Genomic DNA, 20,970 nt, shown 5'->3' on the forward strand with positions numbered 1-20,970 from the left:
ATGAAATTGAATTTCAATTTCAAAATCATGAAATAGCAGTCTAAAACAGGCCGAATTTGAGGTCAATGACATGGATCACACAAATTTTGGGAGCACTTCCAGAATTGGGAAAGCCCCGCTGATGCGGGGCTTGAACATGCAAGTAACTCTATGTGGATAAAGTAGTTTACTGCCCTGGCGCGGCAGTTGCGGCAGACTTGTTATTGTGCTGCTGATAGCGCGTATCCACCACCGCAATCACGCCCGCAGGATCTTTTTGCCATGCTTTTTCCATGTCCTTGGTGAAGCCGAAAAGAACCCACGGCAATCGCGCCGCCAGGTCCGCCAGCATTTCATTCACGGCTTTTTCTTTCATCTGCTCTTCAATCCGCTGGCGATGGCGACCCACCAGCACCACGGAATATGTCTTTCCCGTGGGAATGAAGTTGACGGAATGTTTGGTCACCTTCTTATAGATCCACACCAGGTCGCCGACCGGTGACACCCATGTGCTGAATGTTTTGCGCCGGACCATCCATTGCTGCGCGATCTGAAGCTTACCGTATGTGCGAATCATGGCCGGCTGCAGCTCGGCCTCAATCTGCTGTGAAAGCTGCTCGGCATTGCCATACACCGCAAGGTGCTTCCACACGGGAGAGAGCTGTATTTCCGCGATGCGGCGCATCGCCTTGAGGCAGTTCCACAGCGCCAGAGCAAGCAGCGGCAGTCCAATCATAAGCATGGTATAGCCATTGCTTCGATAATCAACGGCGTTGAGCGTAAATGGCAGGACTTCACTAGCAAGGCCAGCGTCTTCTGTCGCCAGCGGACGCAGCAAGTCCTCTTTCACTTGCTCGCTTGTGGCCACCAGTTCGCCGGAATATTCAAGTTTTTCTTTCCCCGGGTCAGCCTTCACCAGCAGGATCTTGTCGCCCACGCGCAGGAGAATGTATTCGTCTTTGATTTCTGTGGAGACAACGCGGTTTCCCTCCATGTGGTTGACGACGTCGCGATATTCCGTGTTGAAAGATTTTGTGCCGCTGACCGAAACAAAGTTACGCCAACGTTGGTCCGGTGACGTAAGCGCAGCCAACTCTGCGCCTGAAATCGATTGGCAGCCCAGCACAAAGTTGGCGCAATAACGGTAGTTGCCCGCAACAACCAAAATGATGATGGCTAATATTCCGCCATTCACCAGAAGCAGATTTCGGTTCGCTCTGCGCGCCTCATTTTCCACCCACAATGCCATGTTGCATCCCCCAATGGGCTGAAGCTTATCACCGCTCTGTGATGATGCAATGACCCATAGGAGCTTGAACTATTGCGGACGTTAAAGCATCCGGGCCTGTTTAAAATGTGGTCATGGCAAAAGTGAAGCGGCCAAACCCGACGTTGGCCGAGATCCGCAGGACCAATATCCGTGACGCGATCATGAATATCCCGCGCGGCCATGTCTCAACCTATGGAGCAATTGCCCGGGCAGCCGGAATTCCCGGCGGTGCGCGGCTCGTCGTCCGCACATTAGGCCAGTCGCACGGACTTCCCTGGCATCGCGTGGTGGCAGCCGGAGGCAGAATTGCGATCCCCGGAGAAGGCGGTCTGGATCAGCGCTTTCGACTGGAGATGGAAGGGGTGAAATTCAGCGGCAGGAAAGTGCGGATGGCGGAGTTTGAGTACAAGTTTTCACGGACCAGAACGACGAAGCAGAAGAAGAAATCGACCGGAGGAAGGCAAAAAACAGCCGCAAATCGACGCGAAAAACGCGAATCATAACTTAGTTCTTCATTCGTGTTTGTTCGCGAAATTCGCGGCTACGCTTCCTAATCTGCGTCCATCAGCGGAAATCTGCGGCGTAAGGCAACGTTCTTATGCTGCCGCCGGCGACATGGATCTCTGCGCCGCCTGGTTGATGAATTTCTTCATCACATTGGCCCACATTACTTTCTTGCGCAAAGCGCTTTCTTTCACTGTCCGGCCCTGGGCAAACATTCCCAGCAGAGCTTTCATCTTGAAGACTCGCAGAATGGCCGCGTCGGACTGGCTGACATTGTAGGCATCCAGAAAGTTCTGCTGGATCTGTGTGGTAATACCGCGGTTGCAGAAAGGATATTTTTCCAGAGCCTCCACTGAAGCCAGGAACGTGGCCAGGTCTTCAAAGGAATTGCCACGGCGCTTCATGCGGGCGAAGTCGCAGAAGCCGACGCCCTTTTCAGTAACAACCACATTGAGTGGAGTAAAGTCACAAAGCACCGCGGAACTCGGCAGTGACTTGCGATTGCGAGGCAATGCGCTACGCGCGCCGCTCATGATCAGGTCAACAGCTTCATCGTCCAGGCCTTCCGCCTGGCAGCTCTTGCAAAGCTTTTCCATGCTGGCAATGAGCGCTACGCCATCAAACGGTTCTGGCGCATCGGCGGTGGCCTTGTGGAAACCGCGCAGCCATTCACCGGCCCGCAGTGCTACCAGTGCGATGCTGCCATTATCGGCAAAGCCCGGCAGCAGCGCGGCTTTCATGATGATCGACTGCACCGGGAGGCCCGCCACTTTGTCCGTCACCACTGCGGAAAGATCGCTGTAGTCGCCCAGAACGCGCGGAACTCCATCCAGCTTCTTTTTCGCCAGCGTCTGGTTCACATATTGAAGATTGGCATTCTCCTGCCGGGCCACGGACTTGGCATTGCTTCCGCTCTTGCCCGCCTTGTAAATCTTGATGGCTACCCGCTCACTGCCTGCGGCAAAATCAATGCACACGTCATAAATAAAATGGTCATTCTTCGGAGTGTGGCCCACCACTCGCAAATTTTTAAAATCACCACGCTGGGGATAATGCTTTACCGCTTGACTGCGCAAATCATCCAGAATCTGCTCCAAAACCGTTTCTGCCATCAAATCTCCCTGGGGTAAATAGCTCCGTTGGCGCGTTGGCACCGCACCTGGGAACTTTTCTTCGTTGTATTTTTTGCTTCGACAGTTAACTGACGAAACGGCAGGCACCAAAGGTAAGTGCATTTTTAGGGCCACTAGCGGCCTGCGAACTAAGCCCTAAGTGATTGATGAGGAATGATTTGCAGACGTTGCCAGCAAGCAGAATTTACTCTGGGAAGCGCCATGCCTATATTCGGAATGGCGGGCGCGAAAAAGCCAAGCCAGAGACATACTTTGGCTTTGATTAAACAGCGGAAGTTCTTAATAAAAAAGGTACTTCCTCCACTTGGTGTCTGACCGCCCAATCATACGCATGATGTGCCGACTGGTATGCAGCGTAAAGGGCCTGGGCTCCTTAAATAGCTTCATATCGGTTTCCGCAAGCAGCCGGTTCCCTTTGCGACGGTTACAGGGATGGCAGCAGGCCACCAGATTTTCCCAGGTAGAAGACCCGCCGCGCGAGCGCGGGATTACGTGGTCCAGGGTTAGGTCGGCGGAAGACAGCAGCACGCCGCAGTACTGGCAGGTGTTGCGGTCGCGCAGCAGAATGTTTTTGCGGGACAGAGCACGCGTCTGGTGCGGAATCCGGCGATACTCCAGCAAACGAATCACTGAAGGCACACGCATAGCCAGCCGCGCCGCATGCAGAAAGTGTCCATTCTCTTCTTCTGGCATGGCCAGCCCTTTCAGCACCAGCACAATCGCCCGCCGCGCCGCACAAATGTTGATGGGCTCATACGACGCGTTCAGGACCAGGACCGGAGTCTGCATGAGCATGCTTTTGCGCGGCTTAGGTGGTTCCTTTGGAGTTTCGCCATAATGGCGTTTACTTCGCTTGTCCCGTTCATGCATGGCCCTGTGTTCCTCCCGATAAAGCGCTGGCGGCCATCGCCAAAACGCTCCCTGCTTCTTTGGTGGCCCGCGCTACCGTGGCCACAAAAACTTCTTTGGCGCCTGCCCGGCGCAGCACCCGGGCACATTCTCCCGCGGTCGTGCCGGTGGTCATTACGTCATCCACAATCAGGATGCTCTGGCCTTTTATCTTCTCTGCCTTCACCACGGCAAACGCTCCGCGTACATTGGCCCGCCGTTGATGGCGCGTCAGCCCTGTCTGGGACGCAGTTTCGCGTGTCCGTACCAGGATTGATGTATCTAATTGGATGCTGCTGGAACTTTGAAAGTCGATGAAACTTCTGGCAATGGCTTCTGCCTGATTAAACCCGCGCGTCGTACGCCTGCCGGACCACAATGGCACCGGGATAACGATCACCGAATCCGGCAAAGCCATTGCGGCAACGGTCTGGTTGAGCAAGCCGCCCAAAATCTTCCCGGCTGGCCGTATTCCGTCGTACTTAAAAAGGTGGATCAGATCGCGCAGCGCGCCTTCGTAAGCGCCATAGGCCGCAGCCCGGCGGAAATGCGCCCCGACCCGGCAGCAGATTGGGCACATAGGGACATCCTCTGCTTCCGCATTGGGATGGAACAGCTTCTCACCGCATATTTGGCACAAAGGTCCTTCCAGCGGAACAATTTTTGCCAAACACAGTTCGCATACTGGCAAGCTGGCAATGTTGGTGAGAGGAGCGTGGCAGATGCGGCAGTCAGAAGGAAACAGGATGGAAAACAGGCTGGACGAGGCAACTTTGACCGCACTTTTCATCGCATCGCGCAACTGTGTGGTGCGATGGGGAACCTGCTGAGCCCGGTCTAGAACACTACTACTGAAGACTACCCTCCTTCAAAAAAACCCGTAGAAGGCTGTGCTCAAGCAGAGTATAGCTTTGTTGCTGCCCGGAAGCAACGAAACAGTGAGACCACTGCTGCAATGAACAGAACTGTCCTTTTGTAACAAAAATAATCCGCGAGACAGGCCTCATGTCCTTTGTGGTTCAACAATTTGTAACAAGCCGCTTGGATGTGCTAACTTGCCCCTCGATTTCATGCGCGCTTAAAGACTTGTTCGTGGAGGAAACTGTGGCCGAAACCGTACCAGCGAAAGTGGAAGAACCAAAATTTCAACCGTACGTTCCCCCGGACGAAGTTCGGCCGGAGTTCACATTCCGCGCCATATTTTTTGGCGGTCTCTTTGGAATTCTATTTGGAGCGGTTACGGTTTATGTCGGCTTGCGCGCCGGGTTGACGGTATCAGCCTCGATCCCCATTGCCGTGCTTTCCATCAGCGTTCTGCGCGCGCTGGGCAAAGCCAGCATCCTTGAAAACAACATCGTGCAGACGGCTGGATCGGCCGGCGAATCCGTGGCAGGCGGCGTGATCTTTACCTTACCGGCGCTCATCTTTCTTGGCTTCCCACTGGAATACGCGCGCATCTTTCTTCTTGCATTCATCGGCGGATGGCTCGGCGTCCTCTTCATGATTCCCCTCAGGCGGCAGTTGATCGTGAAGGAGCACAGCAACCTTCTTTATCCGGAAGGCACAGCCTGCGCCGATGTGCTCATCGCCGGCGATAAAGGCGGTTCGTTCGCGGGACGCGTTTTCGCCGGGCTGGGCCTGGGCGCGCTCTATACTTTTTTTCAGAACGAAAACATGTTTAAGGTCTGGCCCAGCACGCCGACATACACGCCAGGCTGGTATCCCGGCGCCTCAGTCCGTGCCAACACAACTTCTGAATATCTTGGCGTCGGCTATATCATCGGACCACGCATTGCCGGCGTTATCTTTGCCGGTGGCGTCTTTGCGTGGCTTGTAGTCATGCCGGCCATTAAGTTCTTCGGCTCGCACGTCACCGGCGCAATTTTTCCAGGAACCATGCCGATCGCCAATATGGGGCCCGATGACATTTATCGCGCGTACATCCGTCCAATGGGTGCAGGCGCCGTGGCTGCCGCCGGGCTAATTACCCTGCTTCGCACCATTCCCACCATCGTCAATGCCCTGCGCGCCGGCGCCAAAGATCTCGCCAAAGGCGCCGCGGCCGCGGCCAGCCTCCGCCGCACAGACCGCGACATTAATTTGAAGTGGGCCCTGCTCGGCTCGGGCATTCTCCTGCTGCTCATGTGGGCCCTGCTGACCTTCAAGCCCATCCTGCATGCGGAAACGTCGGCAGGAAACAATTTCTTCGCAGCGATCCTGGTCGTAGTGTTCGGATTTTTGTTTGTTACTGTCTCATCGCGCATCACGGGATTGATTGGCAGCTCGTCGAACCCAATCTCCGGCATGGCGATTGCAACTCTGATGGCCACCTGCGCCATGTTTCTGGTCATGGGCTGGACCGGAACCGCATTCTCCGCGCTGGCCATCACTATTGGGGGCGTGGTTTGTATCGCCTCAGCAAATGCCGGCAATACGTCACAGGATTTGAAGACAGGCTTTCTGGTCGGCGCCACGCCGGCGAAACAGCAAGCTGCTCTGATGGTGGGTGTGACAGTTTCTGTCGTCGCCATTGGGATGACACTGGGCCTGATGAATGCGGCGCTGGAATCTTTCCGCCCTGCCAACATCGCCATTGACGTTCAACATCCTCCCGTGGGAGTCTCTGAATATTCCGGAAAATTCGACCGTCAGGCTGTTCCAGTTGCTCCCACGGCGGGCGGGGCAGCCACGCAGCAATCCGTCCAGGGCATGAAGCTGTACACGGCCATCAACTCGCCCACAGTTCCGAACGGATACTATTTCTACAATCCGCAGAGCCAGAAATTTGAAGTGCAGTGGATCCAGGGTATCGGGAGTGACAGCGCCTCAGCGCCCCAGGCACAGCTCATGGCAACGGTGATCAACGGTATTCTTGAGCGGCGCCTGCCATGGGGTCTGATTCTTTTAGGTGTCTTCCTTGTAATAGCCGTGGAACTGCTGGGCATCCGCTCTCTTTCATTCGCCGTAGGATTCTATCTTTCGATTGCCACCACTCTGGCGATCTTCACCGGCGGTGTGGTGCGCTGGCTGGTGGAATTGCGCAGCAAGCGTGAAGGCAAGACTTCAGAAGAAAGTGAAGTCAGTCCCGGCTCGCTTTACTCCAGCGGACTCATAGCCGCGGGCGGCATCGTGGGCCTGCTGGGTATGTTCATCAAAATTTGCGAAGACAAGCACTGGCTTCCGGAAAACTCCATTTCCTGGGGGCCTAAGCTTCATTTTATTGCGGACCATGCGGACTTTGCCAACATCATTGCGGTGATCATGTTCGCGTTGCTGGCCGCCTCGCTTTATCACTTCGCCCGCAAACCGCTGGAAGGCGAGAAGAAATAAGTTTCACCGCAAAGAGCGCCAAGGATTGCAACAGGACTCTGTGTTCCTTAGCGACTTCAGCGATCTTTGCGGTGAACCGCTTTTGCCTGCTCTGCTAACATTCCCTGCGTCCTGCCGTCTTTTGCCTATGCCCAAAATTTCTCGTTCGCCGATGTTGGCTATTTTCGGCCTGTGCGCTGTACTTGTCTGCTCTTCCCTGCCGCTTCACGCACAAACGCGCTCTGCTTCTCCTTCGACATCAATTCCAGCGGCGAGTCCCGCGCCTGCGCCGCAGCCTGAGAGCAACAAGCGCGTGCAGGACGTGAAGTTCTTCAGCAAGGCACTGCAACGTGAAATGCAATATCGGGTAATTCTGCCGAAAGACTATTTCGGCACTGAGAACCGCTATCCCGTGCTCTACCTGCTGCATGGACTCACCGGGCATTACCGCAGTTTTGAAGCGCACTCCAACTTAACGCGCTATCTGGAGCGCTACCAGCTCATCGCCGTATCGATTGAAGGCGAGAACTCCTGGTACATCAATTCGGCCACCAATCCCAAAGAAAAATGGGAAGACTATTTTCTCCAGGACGTACTTACTGATGTGGGCGAGCGCTTCCGCATCAATGGCGGCGACGCGCGCGCGATTGCCGGGATCTCCAGCGGCGGCTATGCGGCCATCAATCTCGCGCTGAAGTATCCCGGACTGTTTTTCTTTGCCGGGAGCCTGAGCGGCGCGGTCACCGCTCCGCGCGATCCGGAGTATGACAAGGCATTCAAGAGCTTCGGATTCAGTGACATCTTTGGTCCCGCTGACAGCAAGACGCGCAAAGAAAACGACGTGTTCCTGCTGGCGGAAAAAGCCGAGCCGCAGCACGCCACTTTTATCTTTATGGCCTGCGGCACGGACGATGACACGATCATCGGCAACCATCAATTTGCCGACGTGCTGCGTAAAAAACACATCGCCTATGAGATGACGGAATTTCCCGGCCAGCACGAATGGTCATTCTGGGAAGCTGCCCTGCCGCCGATGTTGCGCTCGCTGGCAAGGCGCATGCCCGACGTGGTGGGCGTGGACTTGCGGTAAACTTCAGAACCTACCACGGAGACACAGAGGCACGGAGAAAGGCGGAATTGGCCGCAGATTTGCGCTGATTAACGCAGATTCAAAAGGTTATCTTAATAACTCTGGCGGAAATTGGAATTATCTGCGTTCGTCTGCGGAATCAGCGGCAAACCTGATTTTGTTTTCTCCGTGTCTCGGTGCCTCCGTGGTAGATTTTCTTCATGCCGATTGCCGACAACGTTGCCGCCGTCCGCCAGCGCATTGCCCGCGCGGCAGCGCGTGTTGGCCGCGACGCAAGTTCCATCGTGCTCATGGCTGTCAGCAAGACCATGGAACCAGAGCGAATTAAAGAAGCTTACGCGGCGGGGCTGCGGGTGTTTGGCGAGAACCGCGTGCAGGAGTTTGAAGGTAAATCCGCCGGGCTGAGCGAATTGAAAGATGCTGAGTGGCATCTGATCGGCCACCTGCAAAGCAACAAAGCGAAGAAGGCAGCCGAGCTGTTTCAGGCCATCGATTCCGTCGATTCTTTGCGACTGGCGGAAAAGCTGAATCAATCTGCGGGCGAGTCAGGCAAGAAGCTTGATGTGCTGATCGAAATCAAAGTCGGCCAGGAAGAGAGCAAAGCCGGTATTTCACTCGATTCACCCGAACTTGAAAGTCTTCTCCGTGCCGCGCCGCAGCTTGAGAGTGTCCAGATACGCGGGCTGATGACCGTGCCGCCATTTACGGAAAATCCTGAAGGCGCACGGCCGTATTTCCGTATGCTGCGCGACCTGCGCGACCAGATCGCAGCGCGCAAGCTGCCCGGCATCCAGATGGACGTGCTTTCCATGGGCATGTCGCATGATTTTGAAGTTGCCATTGAAGAAGGATCGACCTGCGTGCGCGTTGGCACGGCCATATTCGGCGCGCGGCTAAAGCCGGCATGATTCCCATCCATGAAAGCGCCACAGGAATCTCATTTGCCGTGAAGGTCCACCCTCGCGCCCGCAAAAATGCCATCACCGGAGTAGTGGGAGACGCGCTCAAGCTGGCGCTCACCGCGCCGCCGGTAGAGGGCAAAGCCAACCAGGCGGTGATTGAATTCTTTGCGGATTTGTTTGCAATTCCGCGCTCCTCCGTTACCATAGCCAGCGGTGAAACCAGCCGAAACAAAATAGTGCGAATCGCGGGTGTGAGCAAACCTGTGGCAGAGCAAAAGCTGGCTGAAAATTTGAAATCGTAAATTTGCCCGACGAGGTGAAATCTTGTCCTTTTCTGAACGCCTGGAGCAGATAAAGATCGGCTTTGAACGGCCATTCTGGGTCGCCAACGTCACTGAGCTGTTCGAGCGACTCTCGTATTACGCCGCGTTCGCTTCGTTGGCGCGCTACCTGCATGAAACGCTGAGGTTTCCCGTGCAGCAGGCCAGCAGCCTTACCGGACTATTCGGCGGGCTCGTATGGTTCATGGCCGCTTTCGGCGGCACGGTTGCCGACCGGCTGGGCTTTCGGCGCGCTTTGTCGCTGGCCTACTTGATTCTGAGCTGCTCTTATTTTTTGCTCGGTTCTCTCGGGGCGTCCTGGCTCGGCCCAATACGCGGCCACATGCCACTGATTGTGCTGGTCAGCATGGTTTTAGCATTACCTGCGCTGGGGATCGCGCTGGTGAAGCCTGCGGTGGTTGGGACGACGGCACGAGCTTCAAAAGAAAACGTTCGTTCCATTGGATATTCGATCTATTACACGCTGGTCAACATCGGCGGAGCAGCAGGGCCATTTGTCGCGTCCTGGGTACACAGCCATATGCGTGTGGAAAACGTCTTCCGCGTCGCGGCGGGCAGCGTCTTCCTGATGTTTTTTGCCGTACTGATCTTCTTCCGCGAACCGCGCCGCTCCGGCGAAGTACAGACCGCCAGTCTTGCGGAGTCTCTCAAAAACTTTGGCATGGTTTTAGGGAATCCACGGTTCATGCTGTTTCTGCTGATCTTTTCCGGCTACTGGATTGTCTACTGGCAAGAGTTCATCATTCTGCCGATTTATGTTCATGACTACATCAATCCCAACACCGATACTGAAATCATGCTGATCACCGGCCCCTTGCTCGTGATCGCATTGACGGTGCTGGTGAATGTGGCCACACAAAAGGTCGCGCCGTTTCGCGCAATTACGCTGGGGACGATTATCTCAGCCGTGGCTTGGGTTTTCCTGATCTTTCACCCCACTGTGTTGATGGCATACGTCACGCTTGGCGTTGTCGCGCTGGGTGAAATCATCCAGTCGCCACGCTATTACGAATACATCTCCCGCCTGGCTCCCTCAGGACAGCAGGGCACATACATGGGCTTTGCGTTTTTGCCCATAGGCATTGGATCACTGATTGCCGGCTGGTTTGGAGGCAAGCTGATCCATCACTTTGGCGAGGTCACACACCAGCCGGAAAAAATGTGGTGGGCGGTGATCGCCGTCGGCGTGCTTACCGCGCTGCTGCTGTGGATTTATGACAGGACGCTGATGCCAAAAGAGGTCGCAGAAAATGAGGGACCTATGAAGTAAAGGATTGTCTCCGAATCCCCCACTCAAACAGGCGGCGAGCGCTCCAAACGCGCACTCGCCGCAAGGTTAGATCAGAGTGTTAAGGCGCCAAAACGTAAGCGATTAATTGCGAGGCATCGTACTGGCTCTGTCGGCCCCACCCGTTGTTCGCAGATGCGGCGACGTAGACCTCTTCGGCAAATGCGGCGATTGTGCATTTACCGAGTAGATCCTGCACGCTTTCGACAACCGGTGAGAGGCCTAGCGCTGTGGAAACCGGACCGGAAACGGGCAGAGGCGGCAACGTGACCTGGTTGACTCCCTTGACCACGGTGAAGCTAAAGGAAGCAAAGTTGTTGGGATGACTTGCCGTAAACGGCATGGTAACCGGCGATGCATCTTTTACGCCGTAGTGCAGCAGACCGCAGTCGGTATCTGCGAATTTGCCATGCAAAGTCGGCTGCGAGAGTGTTGCAGTGCAATGGTTGTTATCCACCAAGATGGTCAGCGGTTTGGACCATTCGATGAAGTTGCCCGATCCATCCACGAACTCGATCCAGATGGTGTTAAGACCATTGGGCAGGCCGGTCGACTGAACGAAGCCTCCCAGCGATGGGTTCATCCATTGGAACAGATCGCTCACAGCGCGCGTGGGAAAGAAACCTGGCTGGCCGGCAACGTTTCTGGGCCCAGTGGTGATGGGCACAAATTCGAACCCGTTCCAATGTTCGTCCGTCCATGTAACATCCTGAAGCACAAAGCCCAGGCTCGCATTTTGGACGAAAACGCGGTAAAACGCCGCACCATCATTCAACGCTCGCATGTAGTTGAGCGTCAGTGGCAGTGAGCCTCCGAAGGGCGTGTCCTTCACTTGGTAAAAATAGGTGGGATCCACAGTGGTATCGGCCAGTCCCACGGTCGGCCCGGGGACGTCGGGGACCACCTTGTCGAAGGGGATAAAGCCGATGCCCATAAGCAATGGCCCACCTGGCTGGAAAGCGAGAAAATTTGCTTCATCGATGACCTGATCACAGCAGATCAGCATCTGGCCTGGGGCGACCACGGTGACACTCGATGGCCGAAATCCTACGCTGCTGAGAGCCACCTGTGAGCTCTTCGCTGCCACATTGATCATTGTGATGCGGTTGGCCGGGTCGCGCTCGGGAACGAGGAGGGAGCTTTGTGTATCATCGCTCCAAGTAAGGTAGAACGGTGCCGTTAAACCCTTGACCAGAGTCTGGCGCACGCCATTGCTCAGTTGAAAACTGCTCACTCGTCCCGCATCCGGCCCGGTGGTTTGTTCGCTTATGTAGGCGAATTGCAGGTCGGCGCTGAGCACCAGTCCTACTGCATTCTGCAGGCCCTTCAGCACGGCGGTCTTGTTACCGGATGTCAGGTCGATTCGCCACAGATGGCCGGACGGCGCATACTCCACCACATAGGCAGCTTTATGCGCCTCGTCAAGGAAGAGCTGCTGCGGGGCGTTCATGCCAGACGCAAGCACCATTGCCGGCGTGCGGTTTGGAGTGGCAAGTGGAACTTTGAGCAAGTGGCCGGTCCGTTCCGTAACGTAGACATGGCTTCCATCAGCGCTTACCTTCACATCTTCGGGCTGCTGATAGCCAGTGCCCAGCAAGGCGTACGGCGAATCCAGTTTGTAGGTGGTCCACTGAATCTGCAGGTTGAGCCCGGAAATAACCACCTTGACTTTGGAAAAATTTCCTCCATTTGTATGGACCGCAAACACGTTGCCAGTCACAAACTTGGCCTGCGGAATCGTAGCGCTGGAATAGGACAGACTCTGAAGCGTATCTGGGGTAAGAGAGGCATAATCGGTCACGCCGAGATTGATCATCTGCGCGCTGCCGATGCGAACCATGCCGCCTGGAGGGGACCACCAGATGTCACCAGTAAGGGGTGCCCCGGTTGCGTCTTCGATACCGGTGTCAAGATTAAATCCATAGCTGGCCAGCAACGTCACAGTGCCCGACGTCACAACCGACGCAGTGCGGGTAAGATTCAGCCGGGAAAGTTTGCCATTGAATTCGACAAACATAAGCTGATTGAGGGAGCGGCGAAAATCGGAACCGATGGCGCCACCAAGACCACCGACAAGCTGTACTGGTAAAGACATCTTATTTCTCCTTGCGTGCGTACATCGACGCACAATGTGTAGTGCGCAACCGGCTGTAACCGTTACAGCCAGGGCCGACCGCGGCAAGGACTCAGCCCAAAATCCGCGAATACTACATTCCGGATTTCACTGAGTGGAAGGACCACGACTAATATCAGGAGAGTTTAAAAAGCTGGTGCACGATCTGAAGAAATGAAATGCTGGATTGGTACGCGGCACGCATTTTTTATAATGCACAAAAAGCTGGCTCAATTCTTTGAACAAGAATTATTTAAACCGAAGAAAAAGCTGCCATAATCCGAAAAGGAATATTACAAAGATAATCGCACGCGCAAACAAGAGTTCGGCTGCCGTGAACCACTCGAAGACCCGGCGCAATTTCTGGGGAGTCATTCAGGCCTCCTAGCGGCGTTTTGAATCTGCGCCGACTCACGCTTGGAAAGTAACAGTTTGTTTTTCATGGTTCTTCTGCGACTATATTCGCGCAAGAACGTGCCTATCCGGTGAACAGTTTCAGCGTTTTATTGGAAAAAAGCGTTCCATGTCGCGCTTACTGTAGAAGCGTTTACGCTGCGTATAGCGACGAATAGAATCGACGGTGATCCTCGGTCGTCCCTTGATCCAGGAATGCGCATCAAAAGCTGCGTTCACGAGGTCAGACACATCACGCTCCCAGCCCTGGCACTCGCATCTCTCAGGGCTGATGCCAAACCGACAGAAATCAAAAACTGGCAAAAGGTGCCAATGGAAGTTGAGTTGTTTGGATTTGTTAAGCGCGCAATTTAGATCGAACCACTCCCGGAATTCTCTCAACACCTCTGGAATGTGCAGTAGTGTGGCTTTGCCGCACCTGAAAAACTGAAGAGATTGTTCAATCTGATTGAAAAGTTCAAGCCTCAACACTGCGAGTCCCTCCTTGAATCTCCTTATTTCCCTTCTATTGTGCTCGTGCGATTTTTGGAGTTTGCTCCAGTTTTCAGGGTCACAGTCGTACCACAAGTACCAACGTATGGTGTCAGGGTCACGTCCTCTCTTCTTCAGCCGAGCCAAAATCTCATTGCAGCCGGGTTGTTTGTCAAATCGCTTCGTCCACGCTTGGGGCGCTTTTGGCATCTCTGCTTTCATCGCTTACTAGCGTAAAAAACGTACGGGGCTAGTTCAAGATAGGGAGGCATTTGTTGATGGATGCCGGACATGCCGATTGTCCTTGCATTTGATCGAATCCCGCCTCCCGCAATTTGAGCAAGCTGAAAGTGACCGAACGAGGGCAAAGCTGCGGGATTTCCGTAAGGATATGGGAAAGCTGCTGGAAGGTTTCCTGGGGTGCGCCAATTACAATTTGCTTGTCTTGGCGAACAAAAGACGATAAAATGCTGTGGCTTGGGCCATAGCGCAAGAGATCTTTGAAAACATAGTTAATCAGCACGCAGCAGTCAGCAAGAAAGCGCCGTCTCTCACGCGTTGCGACCCTCTGCCGACCGGACAGTAAAAATGCAAAGACACGGCTGAAATTGATCGCGATTGGAGACCCGAAAAAGGAAAAAATGGACTTCGACCGCTCGGTCACCGTTCGGTCGAATTGAGGTTTAATCTTTGTTTTTAATAAAGGTCTTATGGGGGTGGGTCCGTGGCTGAGGGACGCAGGCAGAGGGCTGCAAGGATCGCCGTGATCGCGCGTTGATCGCCGGGATCGGAAACCCAAAATCTTTAACCACAAAGGATACGAAGGAACACAGAGGATCGGAGGAAGCGGAGGAGCCCTGCGGCTTCCATTTAACTCTGGAAGCTCATCGTTGGAATAGGGCTCCCTCGGCTGCGCTCGGCCATTCCGAAAAATGTGTTTAAATAGAAGAACCACTTATGGATTTGAAAGCTATTCAGTCAGCCCTGCATGAGCGCAACATCGATGCGTGGCTGTTTTATGACCATCACCATCGCGATCCCATTGGTTACAAAGTGCTGGGACTGCCCGAAGGGCTGATGGTAACGCGCCGCTGGTTTTACATTATTCCCCGTGAGGGCGAGCCGACGAAGCTGGTGCATCGCATTGAGGCGGGGCATCTGGATTCAGTGCCGGGCACAAAGCGCGAGTACTCCAGCTGGCGCGAACTCTGGGACAACCTGCAGGCCATGCTGGTGCGCCATCGCACGGTGGCCATGCAGTATTCGCCCAACAACCTGATTCCCTACATTGGGCTGGTGGATGCCGGGACGGTGGAGCTTGTCCGTAGCTTTGGCAAGGAGATTGTAAGCTCCGGCGACTTGGTGGCGCGCTTTGAAGCCGCGTGGAGTGAAGAGCAGATCGCCAGTCATTTTGCCGCGCGTGATGCCATTGACGCCATTGTACCGGAATGCTTCAAGGAAATCGGCCGGCGCGTCCGCAAGGGCAGCGTAACCGAGTACCAGATCCAACAGTGGCTGGCCGAGGCCTTCCGCCGCGAGGGGCTGGTCACTGAAGACCTGCCGATTGTGGCGGTGAATGCCAACAGCGGCAATCCGCATTACGGGCCGCAAGCGCAAGGCTCGTCGGCGATCAAAGACGGCGATTTTGTGCTACTCGATATCTGGGCAAAAAAGAACACGCCGGACGCCGTCTATTACGACATTACCTGGACCGGGGTGCTGGGCACGCCGACGGAAAAACAAATCGAGATTTTTAACATCGTGAGCGGCGCGCGGGATGCGGGCGTCAAGAAAGTTGTGGAAGCGTTTGCCGGAAAGCGCCGCATTGCTGGCTGGGAAGTGGACCAGGCGACGCGTGAGCACATCACCAACGCCGGTTACGCGCAATACTTTACGCACCGCACGGGGCATTCCATCGGCGTAAACGTGCATGGCAACGGCGCGAATATGGACAACCTTGAGACCAAGGACGACCGCGAAATCATCCCCAACACCTGTTTTTCCATTGAGCCGGGCATTTATCTGCCGGAATTTGGCGTGCGCAGTGAAGTAAACGTGCTCACGCGCAATGGCGCGGCTGAAGTAACAGGTAAAATACAAAACGAACTGGTCATTATTTGATGGCGAAAACAGAAACCACTACACCCGACGCGCAATCCACCGCCGTGGCAGTTCCCTTTACCGCTCTGGCGGCCATGGCTCCGTTGATCGGCTGGCTGATACCCGGCGCGGGCCATTTGATCCAGAAGCGCTGGATACGCGGCCTGCTTCTTTTTGGCTCCGTGGCAGGAATGTTTGCCTTTGGTGTCGCCATGCAGGGCAAGGTTTATCAGGCCAATACCGGCGACCTGCTGGACATTCTTGGCTTCATCGGCGATCTGGGCTCAGGGGCGTTTTACTTTATGGCGCGGATCTTTGATTGGGGCGGCACTTCCATCACGTCCGCCGTGGCCGACTATGGAACGAAATTCATTGTTGTGGCGGGTCTCTTGAACATCATGGCAGCCGTGGACGCATACCACATTGCGATTGGAAAAAAACCATGATGCTGGCACTGCAACTCTCTCACTTCACCGCCGCAACGCTGTTTGCGTTCTTTTTTTCCATCGTGTTCGGAATTACGCAACGCAACACACCGAATGAAATGGTTCGCTACGGCGCTTATTGCTTTGCCATGGCCCTGGGCGGACTGTTTGTTGCCGGCTGGTTTATGTGGCTGCTACATCATTAGCAATTAGCAGTTGGCAGTTGGCAATTTGCCAAAACCCTTTCCTGTTCTCCGACTAGAAGCCGCCGACACCGAGCTTTGATTTTGCTGCGTGCGTTATCCTGTGTTGGTGACGAACCGCACAAGTGTTTGATTCCCAGCAATGTGTTTTCGAAAAATGGCCCTGCTAATTGCTATTTGCCAATTGCCAGGTGCTCGTTCACTTCGGTTCTGATCCGTTCTTGATCGGCTGTCCATTGTAGATAATCCGGGTCTTCACGCCGAAACGCTTGTAGCGCGTGTATTTCAATGTTTCGCGGATGTGGACGTCTCCGGCCCCATCCCTGAAGTGCAAAATATCATCGGCGCGCGTATAGGTGGGGAACCAATATTGTCCGTCCACCTGTTCCCGATACGTCACGAATTTGGGGCTGAGGTTCTCCTGCCCTTTCTTGTGCGTGTCCGGAACGTTCTTGCCGCAGGTCTTCACAATCTGAAAATCGCGGTTGTCCACCCAGATGCGCCCCTGGAAAAAACGCGGCCCGCCATCTTTATCCACTTTCTTTGGCGCCACGTCGAAAACATACGTATCCAGTTCGTCTACGTGCTGCTGGCCGGCATAAAGAATGTTGTACTGCGGAAGGTCTTCCGTGGTCAGCACAAAGGGCAGATGATTGCGGAAATCGTCATAGTCTTCCTTCGTCAGCTGCACGCGCGTGAGCGTATTCATGGGCGCATAAGTCACGTTCTCAATGCGTTTTCCATGATCGTCATACAGGACGTCGGTAGTTTCCTTGAACTGGCCATCAACGGTGTCGCCGTCCAGGGTTTCCACCGATACCTCTTGCGTGTATGTATAGTGATTGCGTGCTTCTTTAAAGACCGCTTCCTGCCCGGCGAACTTCTGGATCAAGTCCTGCACGCTGATGCTCTGCGGAGGCGCGGAATTTAGCGGGCCATCGCCGGCATCGCAATTGGTCTGGGCTGTTAGAGCCAGTGGAGAAAGCAAAATCGTCAGAGCAACGATCTTCAGGACGAAGCGCATTGCGCACGCATGCAACGTGAGTCTAAGGTGCCGCATAAATTTTTCCTAGATATCTCTTAAATTTAGATGCGCACCGAGAGCTAACCGCAGCATGATGTACGAGCGCTTAACAAATAAAAACGAAGAAGCTCCTCGCCCAATGGAAATGGTCCTTTGGTGTTAAGCGGCTTAAAGGCTGGCAGGTTCTATGGTTTTTTATCTGGCGTTTTTGGGCTGGCTTTGGGATCATCTTTCGGATCTTCCTTGGCTTCGCCCTTAAAGATAATTTTGGTCTTCGAGCCAAAACGTTTGTAATTTGTCAGCTTGATGATCTCGCGCATGTGGACATCATTCTGGCGGAAATGCAGCACATCGTCAGCGCGAATGTACGTGGGAAACCAGTACTGGCCGTCAATCTGCTCGCGATACGTCACGAATTTCGGTGAAAGGTTCTCTTCCACATTCTTCTTTTTTTTGGTGGCGATTGCATCCGGCACGGTTTTGCCGCAGCTCTTCACTATCTGCAAGTCATGATTGTCAACCCAGATGCGACCCTGGAAATAGCGCTGCCCCTTGACGATCGTCTTGGGCGCGATATCAAAAACATAAGTATCGACTTCATCCTGGCGCTGCTGCCCCACGTAAAGCAGGTTGTACTGAGGCAGGTCAGAGGTGGTCAGGACGAAGGCCATTTTGTAGCGAAAATCCTCGTAGTCTTCACGGCTCAGGCTCAGTTGCCGCAAGGTATTTTGCGGCGCGAAGGTAACGTTCTCTACGCGTCCGCCCTTATCGTCATACGTGATGTCCTGCACCAGCCGAAATTCGCCGCTCACGGTATTGCCGTCCAGCTCCTGCACGGTGATGTCCTGCGTATAGACATAATTGTTGAGGGCCTGGCGGAAGACTTCTTCTTTGGCGCCAAATTTCTCAATAATCTGTTGCGGCGTCATGCCCTGTGGCTGGGCAGGATTCATCGGGCCTGTGCCTTCATCGCAATTCGTCTGGGCCAAGACCGCGGCTGGCATCATCAGGGCAAAGAGAAAAATAAAAACGAGACGCATAATCCTGGAGCAGTTCATTCCGGTTCCTTTGATCGTCCTCAATTGAATCTTATGGGCTTATTCGACCGAGTCAACGATTGCATGCTGGCTTGAAACCGCAAAAAGGTTTTACACTAACTTGCTCTTCTTAGGAGACCGCATGCGCCGTTTTACGCTCTTAATCGTTTCAGCCATGGCTATTTTACTCATGGGAGGCGTTTTTGTTCAGCTTTCCGCCCAGCCAGCGGCAAAAAAGGCTTTCACCTTTGAGGACATGATGTCCTTAAAGCGCATTGGCGGCCCGGCAATCTCGCCAGACGGCAAATGGGTGCTATTTGCCGCTGTGGATGTTGACCTGAAAGAGAATAAACGGACTTCCCATCTCTGGGTGGTCCCCATGGCTGGCGGAGCCGCGCGACAACTCCCGGTAACCCCCGCGGGCGAGAGTGGCGGACATTGGGCGCCCGACGGAAAGAGCTATCTCTACCTGAGTGCGGCGGAAGGCGGCACGCAGATATGGGTGAGGGGCTTTGACTCAACCTCAGGTACACCCAGCGTTGCAGCCACGAAAATTACCAGCATCTCCACGGAAGCCGATGGCGCCATCTGGTCTCCCGACGGCAAAAATATTGTTTTTATTTCTGAAGTTTTTCCCGGCTGCATGGACGACGCCTGCAACAAATTCAGCGATGAAGAGCGCGCCAAGTCCAAAGTTAAGGCAATGGTCTTCGAACATCTGCTGTTCCGGCACTGGAACCATTACACCAGCGGCAAGCGCAGCCATCTTTTTGTTGTTTCGGCAGAAGGCGGAGCGGCAAAAGACCTGACTCCGGGCGACCATGACGTTCCTCCTTTCAGCCTGGGCGGACAGGATCCATATGCGATTTCTCCGGACGGAAAAGAAGTGGCGTTTACGAGCAACTGGGATGAGGTTGGCGCGACAAGCACGAACAATGACATTTTTGTGGTGCCCATAACCGGCGGCGAACCGAAAAAGCTCAGCACCAGTCCGGGAGGCGACTCCACGCCGCTCTATTCGCCTGACGGCAAGTGGCTCGCATGGCGCATGCAAAAGCGCGCCGGGTATGAGAGCGACCGGTTCAGGCTGGTTGTTTACGATCGCAAGAGCGGCGAGATCAAAAACCTGACTGAAAATTTTGATCAGTGGGTGGAAACCATCGCCTGGTCGCCCGATTCGAAGTTTATTTATTTCACATCGGAAAAAGAAGGCGCATCGCCGATCTACCGGCTGAATCTGCCCGTCGCCCTCGCCGGCGCCAGACCCACAGGGACGGGCATAAAGGACATTGAAGAAATCCTCGGCGGCACCAATGACGAGTTGAGCGTCTCCGCGGATGGCAAGACGATGGTCTTTACTCAGCTCTCTGTGGCGGCGCCTAGCGAGGTTTACAAAATCGCGCTCGAAGGTCAGACATCCGGCTCAACCGCAAAATCCGGCAGGACCGGCCCCACCTCCACAATGGCATACAAGTCGAACTATGTTGCCGAGGAACTTAGCCACCTGAACGATGCGACGCTGGCAAAGGTTGACATGCAGCCGGTGGAATCATTCTGGTTTGCCGGCGCTGGTGGGACCAAGGTCCAGGGATTTCTGGTGAAGCCGCCACGGTTCAACAAGGACGCAAAATATCCCGTCAAGTTTCTCATCCATGGCGGGCCGCAAGGCCAGTGGGGCGACGAATGGTCCTACCGCTGGAATGCCGAACTTTTTGCCGCCGATGGCTACGTGGTGATCATGGTCAACCCTCGCGGATCAACCGGCTATGGGCAGGCGTTTGTGGATGGCGTGAACAAGGATTGGGGCGGCAAGCCTTACATCGACCTGATGAATGGGCTTGATTACGCGGAGAAAACCTACCCGTTTATCGACAAAGACCGCGAGTGCGCCCTGGGCGCGAGCTATGGCGGCTACATGATTGACTGGATCCTTGGACACACCAATCGATTCAAGTGCCTTGTATCGCACGATGGAATGTTCAACACGGAAAGCGCTTACGGCAGCACGGAAGAGCTGTGGTTTCCGGAGTGGGAGTTTGGCGATACGCCATGGAACAACCGCGAAGGCTACCGCAAATGGTCGCCACATCTTTTTGCCGCGCAGTTCAAGACGCCGACGCTTGTTGTCCACAGCCAGCTTGATTACCGGCTGGACGTCTCTGAAGGCTTCCAGTTATTTACCACGCTGCAACGGCTGAATATCCCTTCAAAAATGCTGTACTTCCCCGATGAAGGACACTGGATACTCAAACCGCAGAACAGCGAGCTATGGTACAAGACCGTGAATGGATGGGTGGACTCGTATTTGAAAAAGTAGCGGGTTGCGAGTTGCTTTTTCCGTAGTCCGAAGCGAAGCGAGGGATCCCTTTAGCGACGAAGACTTTGGCCCTATAGTCACTGTCGGAAGGGATACCACAGTGTCGACCCGATAGCGCTTCGGTACAATAGGGCTCCCTCACCCGCTATGCGGGATTCGGGA

At 54.5% G+C, this 20,970-nt stretch carries 18 protein-coding genes; 10 read left to right on the forward strand and 8 right to left on the reverse strand.

Annotated elements, in window-relative coordinates; translation table 11 throughout:
- Positions 1 to 166 precede the first annotated feature (166 nt).
- Positions 167 to 1,228: a hypothetical protein gene (locus tag LAO76_20540; protein ID MBZ5493312.1), complete on the reverse strand. Its 1,062-nt coding sequence runs from the start codon at positions 1,226 to 1,228 to the stop codon at positions 167 to 169.
- Between the two features lie 113 nt (positions 1,229 to 1,341).
- Between LAO76_20540 and LAO76_20545 the strand changes: the two genes are divergently transcribed.
- The gene (locus tag LAO76_20545) at positions 1,342 to 1,752 is read left to right on the forward strand and encodes an MGMT family protein (GenBank protein MBZ5493313.1); all 411 of its coding nucleotides are present in this window, start codon (positions 1,342 to 1,344) and stop codon (positions 1,750 to 1,752) included.
- 93 nt (positions 1,753 to 1,845) lie between these two features.
- On the opposite strand, the gene LAO76_20550 is transcribed toward LAO76_20545, so the two are convergent.
- The 3 genes from LAO76_20550 to LAO76_20560 all read right to left on the reverse strand — a co-directional run bounded on the left by LAO76_20550 (position 1,846) and on the right by LAO76_20560 (position 4,564).
- Positions 1,846 to 2,865: a hypothetical protein gene (locus tag LAO76_20550; GenBank protein MBZ5493314.1), complete on the reverse strand. Its 1,020-nt coding sequence runs from the start codon at positions 2,863 to 2,865 to the stop codon at positions 1,846 to 1,848.
- Between the two features lie 300 nt (positions 2,866 to 3,165).
- Complete coding sequence (locus tag LAO76_20555) at positions 3,166 to 3,675, reverse strand: HNH endonuclease (GenBank protein MBZ5493315.1); 510 nt, start codon at positions 3,673 to 3,675, stop codon at positions 3,166 to 3,168.
- Between the two features lie 73 nt (positions 3,676 to 3,748).
- Complete coding sequence (locus LAO76_20560) at positions 3,749 to 4,564, reverse strand: ComF family protein (protein MBZ5493316.1); 816 nt, start codon at positions 4,562 to 4,564, stop codon at positions 3,749 to 3,751.
- 215 nt (positions 4,565 to 4,779) lie between these two features.
- Between LAO76_20560 and LAO76_20565 the strand changes: the two genes are divergently transcribed.
- The 5 genes from LAO76_20565 to LAO76_20585 all read left to right on the forward strand — a co-directional run bounded on the left by LAO76_20565 (position 4,780) and on the right by LAO76_20585 (position 10,686).
- Positions 4,780 to 7,104: an oligopeptide transporter, OPT family gene (locus tag LAO76_20565; GenBank protein ID MBZ5493317.1), complete on the forward strand. Its 2,325-nt coding sequence runs from the start codon at positions 4,780 to 4,782 to the stop codon at positions 7,102 to 7,104.
- A gap of 127 nt (positions 7,105 to 7,231) precedes the next feature.
- The gene (locus LAO76_20570; GenBank protein MBZ5493318.1) at positions 7,232 to 8,173 is read left to right on the forward strand and encodes an esterase family protein; all 942 of its coding nucleotides are present in this window, start codon (positions 7,232 to 7,234) and stop codon (positions 8,171 to 8,173) included.
- A 200-nt stretch (positions 8,174 to 8,373) separates the two neighbouring features.
- Positions 8,374 to 9,081, forward strand: a complete 708-nt coding sequence (locus LAO76_20575) for a YggS family pyridoxal phosphate-dependent enzyme (protein ID MBZ5493319.1) — start codon at positions 8,374 to 8,376, stop codon at positions 9,079 to 9,081.
- Complete coding sequence (locus tag LAO76_20580; GenBank protein MBZ5493320.1) at positions 9,078 to 9,377, forward strand: DUF167 domain-containing protein; 300 nt, start codon at positions 9,078 to 9,080, stop codon at positions 9,375 to 9,377. The genes LAO76_20575 and LAO76_20580 overlap by 4 nt, the downstream gene beginning before the upstream one ends.
- Positions 9,378 to 9,399: 22 nt before the next feature.
- Positions 9,400 to 10,686 carry an MFS transporter gene (locus LAO76_20585; protein MBZ5493321.1) on the forward strand — a complete coding sequence of 429 codons (1,287 nt, stop codon included), beginning with the start codon at positions 9,400 to 9,402 and terminating at the stop codon, positions 10,684 to 10,686.
- Positions 10,687 to 10,765: 79 nt separating this feature from the next.
- On the opposite strand, the gene LAO76_20590 is transcribed toward LAO76_20585, so the two are convergent.
- Both LAO76_20590 and LAO76_20595 read right to left on the reverse strand, forming a co-directional pair.
- Entirely contained in the window at positions 10,766 to 12,799 is a 2,034-nt protein-coding gene (locus LAO76_20590) for a hypothetical protein (protein MBZ5493322.1), read from the reverse strand.
- A gap of 513 nt (positions 12,800 to 13,312) precedes the next feature.
- Positions 13,313 to 13,912, reverse strand: a complete 600-nt coding sequence (locus LAO76_20595; protein MBZ5493323.1) for a hypothetical protein — start codon at positions 13,910 to 13,912, stop codon at positions 13,313 to 13,315.
- A 747-nt stretch (positions 13,913 to 14,659) separates the two neighbouring features.
- Between LAO76_20595 and LAO76_20600 the strand changes: the two genes are divergently transcribed.
- The 3 genes from LAO76_20600 to LAO76_20610 are packed head-to-tail and all read left to right on the forward strand — an operon-like array spanning position 14,660 to position 16,433.
- Positions 14,660 to 15,823: a M24 family metallopeptidase gene (locus LAO76_20600; protein ID MBZ5493324.1), complete on the forward strand. Its 1,164-nt coding sequence runs from the start codon at positions 14,660 to 14,662 to the stop codon at positions 15,821 to 15,823.
- A complete protein-coding gene (locus tag LAO76_20605; GenBank protein MBZ5493325.1) occupies positions 15,823 to 16,248 on the forward strand; it encodes a hypothetical protein in 426 nt (141 codons plus the stop codon). Before LAO76_20600 ends, LAO76_20605 begins: the two co-directional genes overlap by 1 nt.
- Positions 16,248 to 16,433, forward strand: a complete 186-nt coding sequence (locus LAO76_20610; protein MBZ5493326.1) for a hypothetical protein — start codon at positions 16,248 to 16,250, stop codon at positions 16,431 to 16,433. Before LAO76_20605 ends, LAO76_20610 begins: the two co-directional genes overlap by 1 nt.
- A 196-nt stretch (positions 16,434 to 16,629) precedes the next feature.
- Here the strand turns inward: LAO76_20610 and LAO76_20615 are convergent, their stop codons facing one another.
- Together LAO76_20615 and LAO76_20620 are read right to left on the reverse strand one after the other, a co-directional pair.
- On the reverse strand, positions 16,630 to 17,454 hold the full coding sequence (locus tag LAO76_20615) for a hypothetical protein (protein MBZ5493327.1): 825 nt from the start codon (positions 17,452 to 17,454) through the stop codon (positions 16,630 to 16,632).
- Positions 17,455 to 17,639: 185 nt separating this feature from the next.
- Positions 17,640 to 18,494 carry a hypothetical protein gene (locus LAO76_20620; protein ID MBZ5493328.1) on the reverse strand — a complete coding sequence of 285 codons (855 nt, stop codon included), beginning with the start codon at positions 18,492 to 18,494 and terminating at the stop codon, positions 17,640 to 17,642.
- A gap of 139 nt (positions 18,495 to 18,633) precedes the next feature.
- On the opposite strand from LAO76_20620, the gene LAO76_20625 reads away from it, so the two are divergent.
- Positions 18,634 to 20,808, forward strand: a complete 2,175-nt coding sequence (locus LAO76_20625) for a S9 family peptidase (GenBank protein ID MBZ5493329.1) — start codon at positions 18,634 to 18,636, stop codon at positions 20,806 to 20,808.
- Positions 20,809 to 20,970 lie beyond the last annotated feature (162 nt).

Source organism: Terriglobia bacterium (assembly GCA_020072645.1).
In the GTDB taxonomy this organism is placed as follows: Bacteria; Acidobacteriota; Terriglobia; order Terriglobales; family Acidobacteriaceae; genus Angelobacter.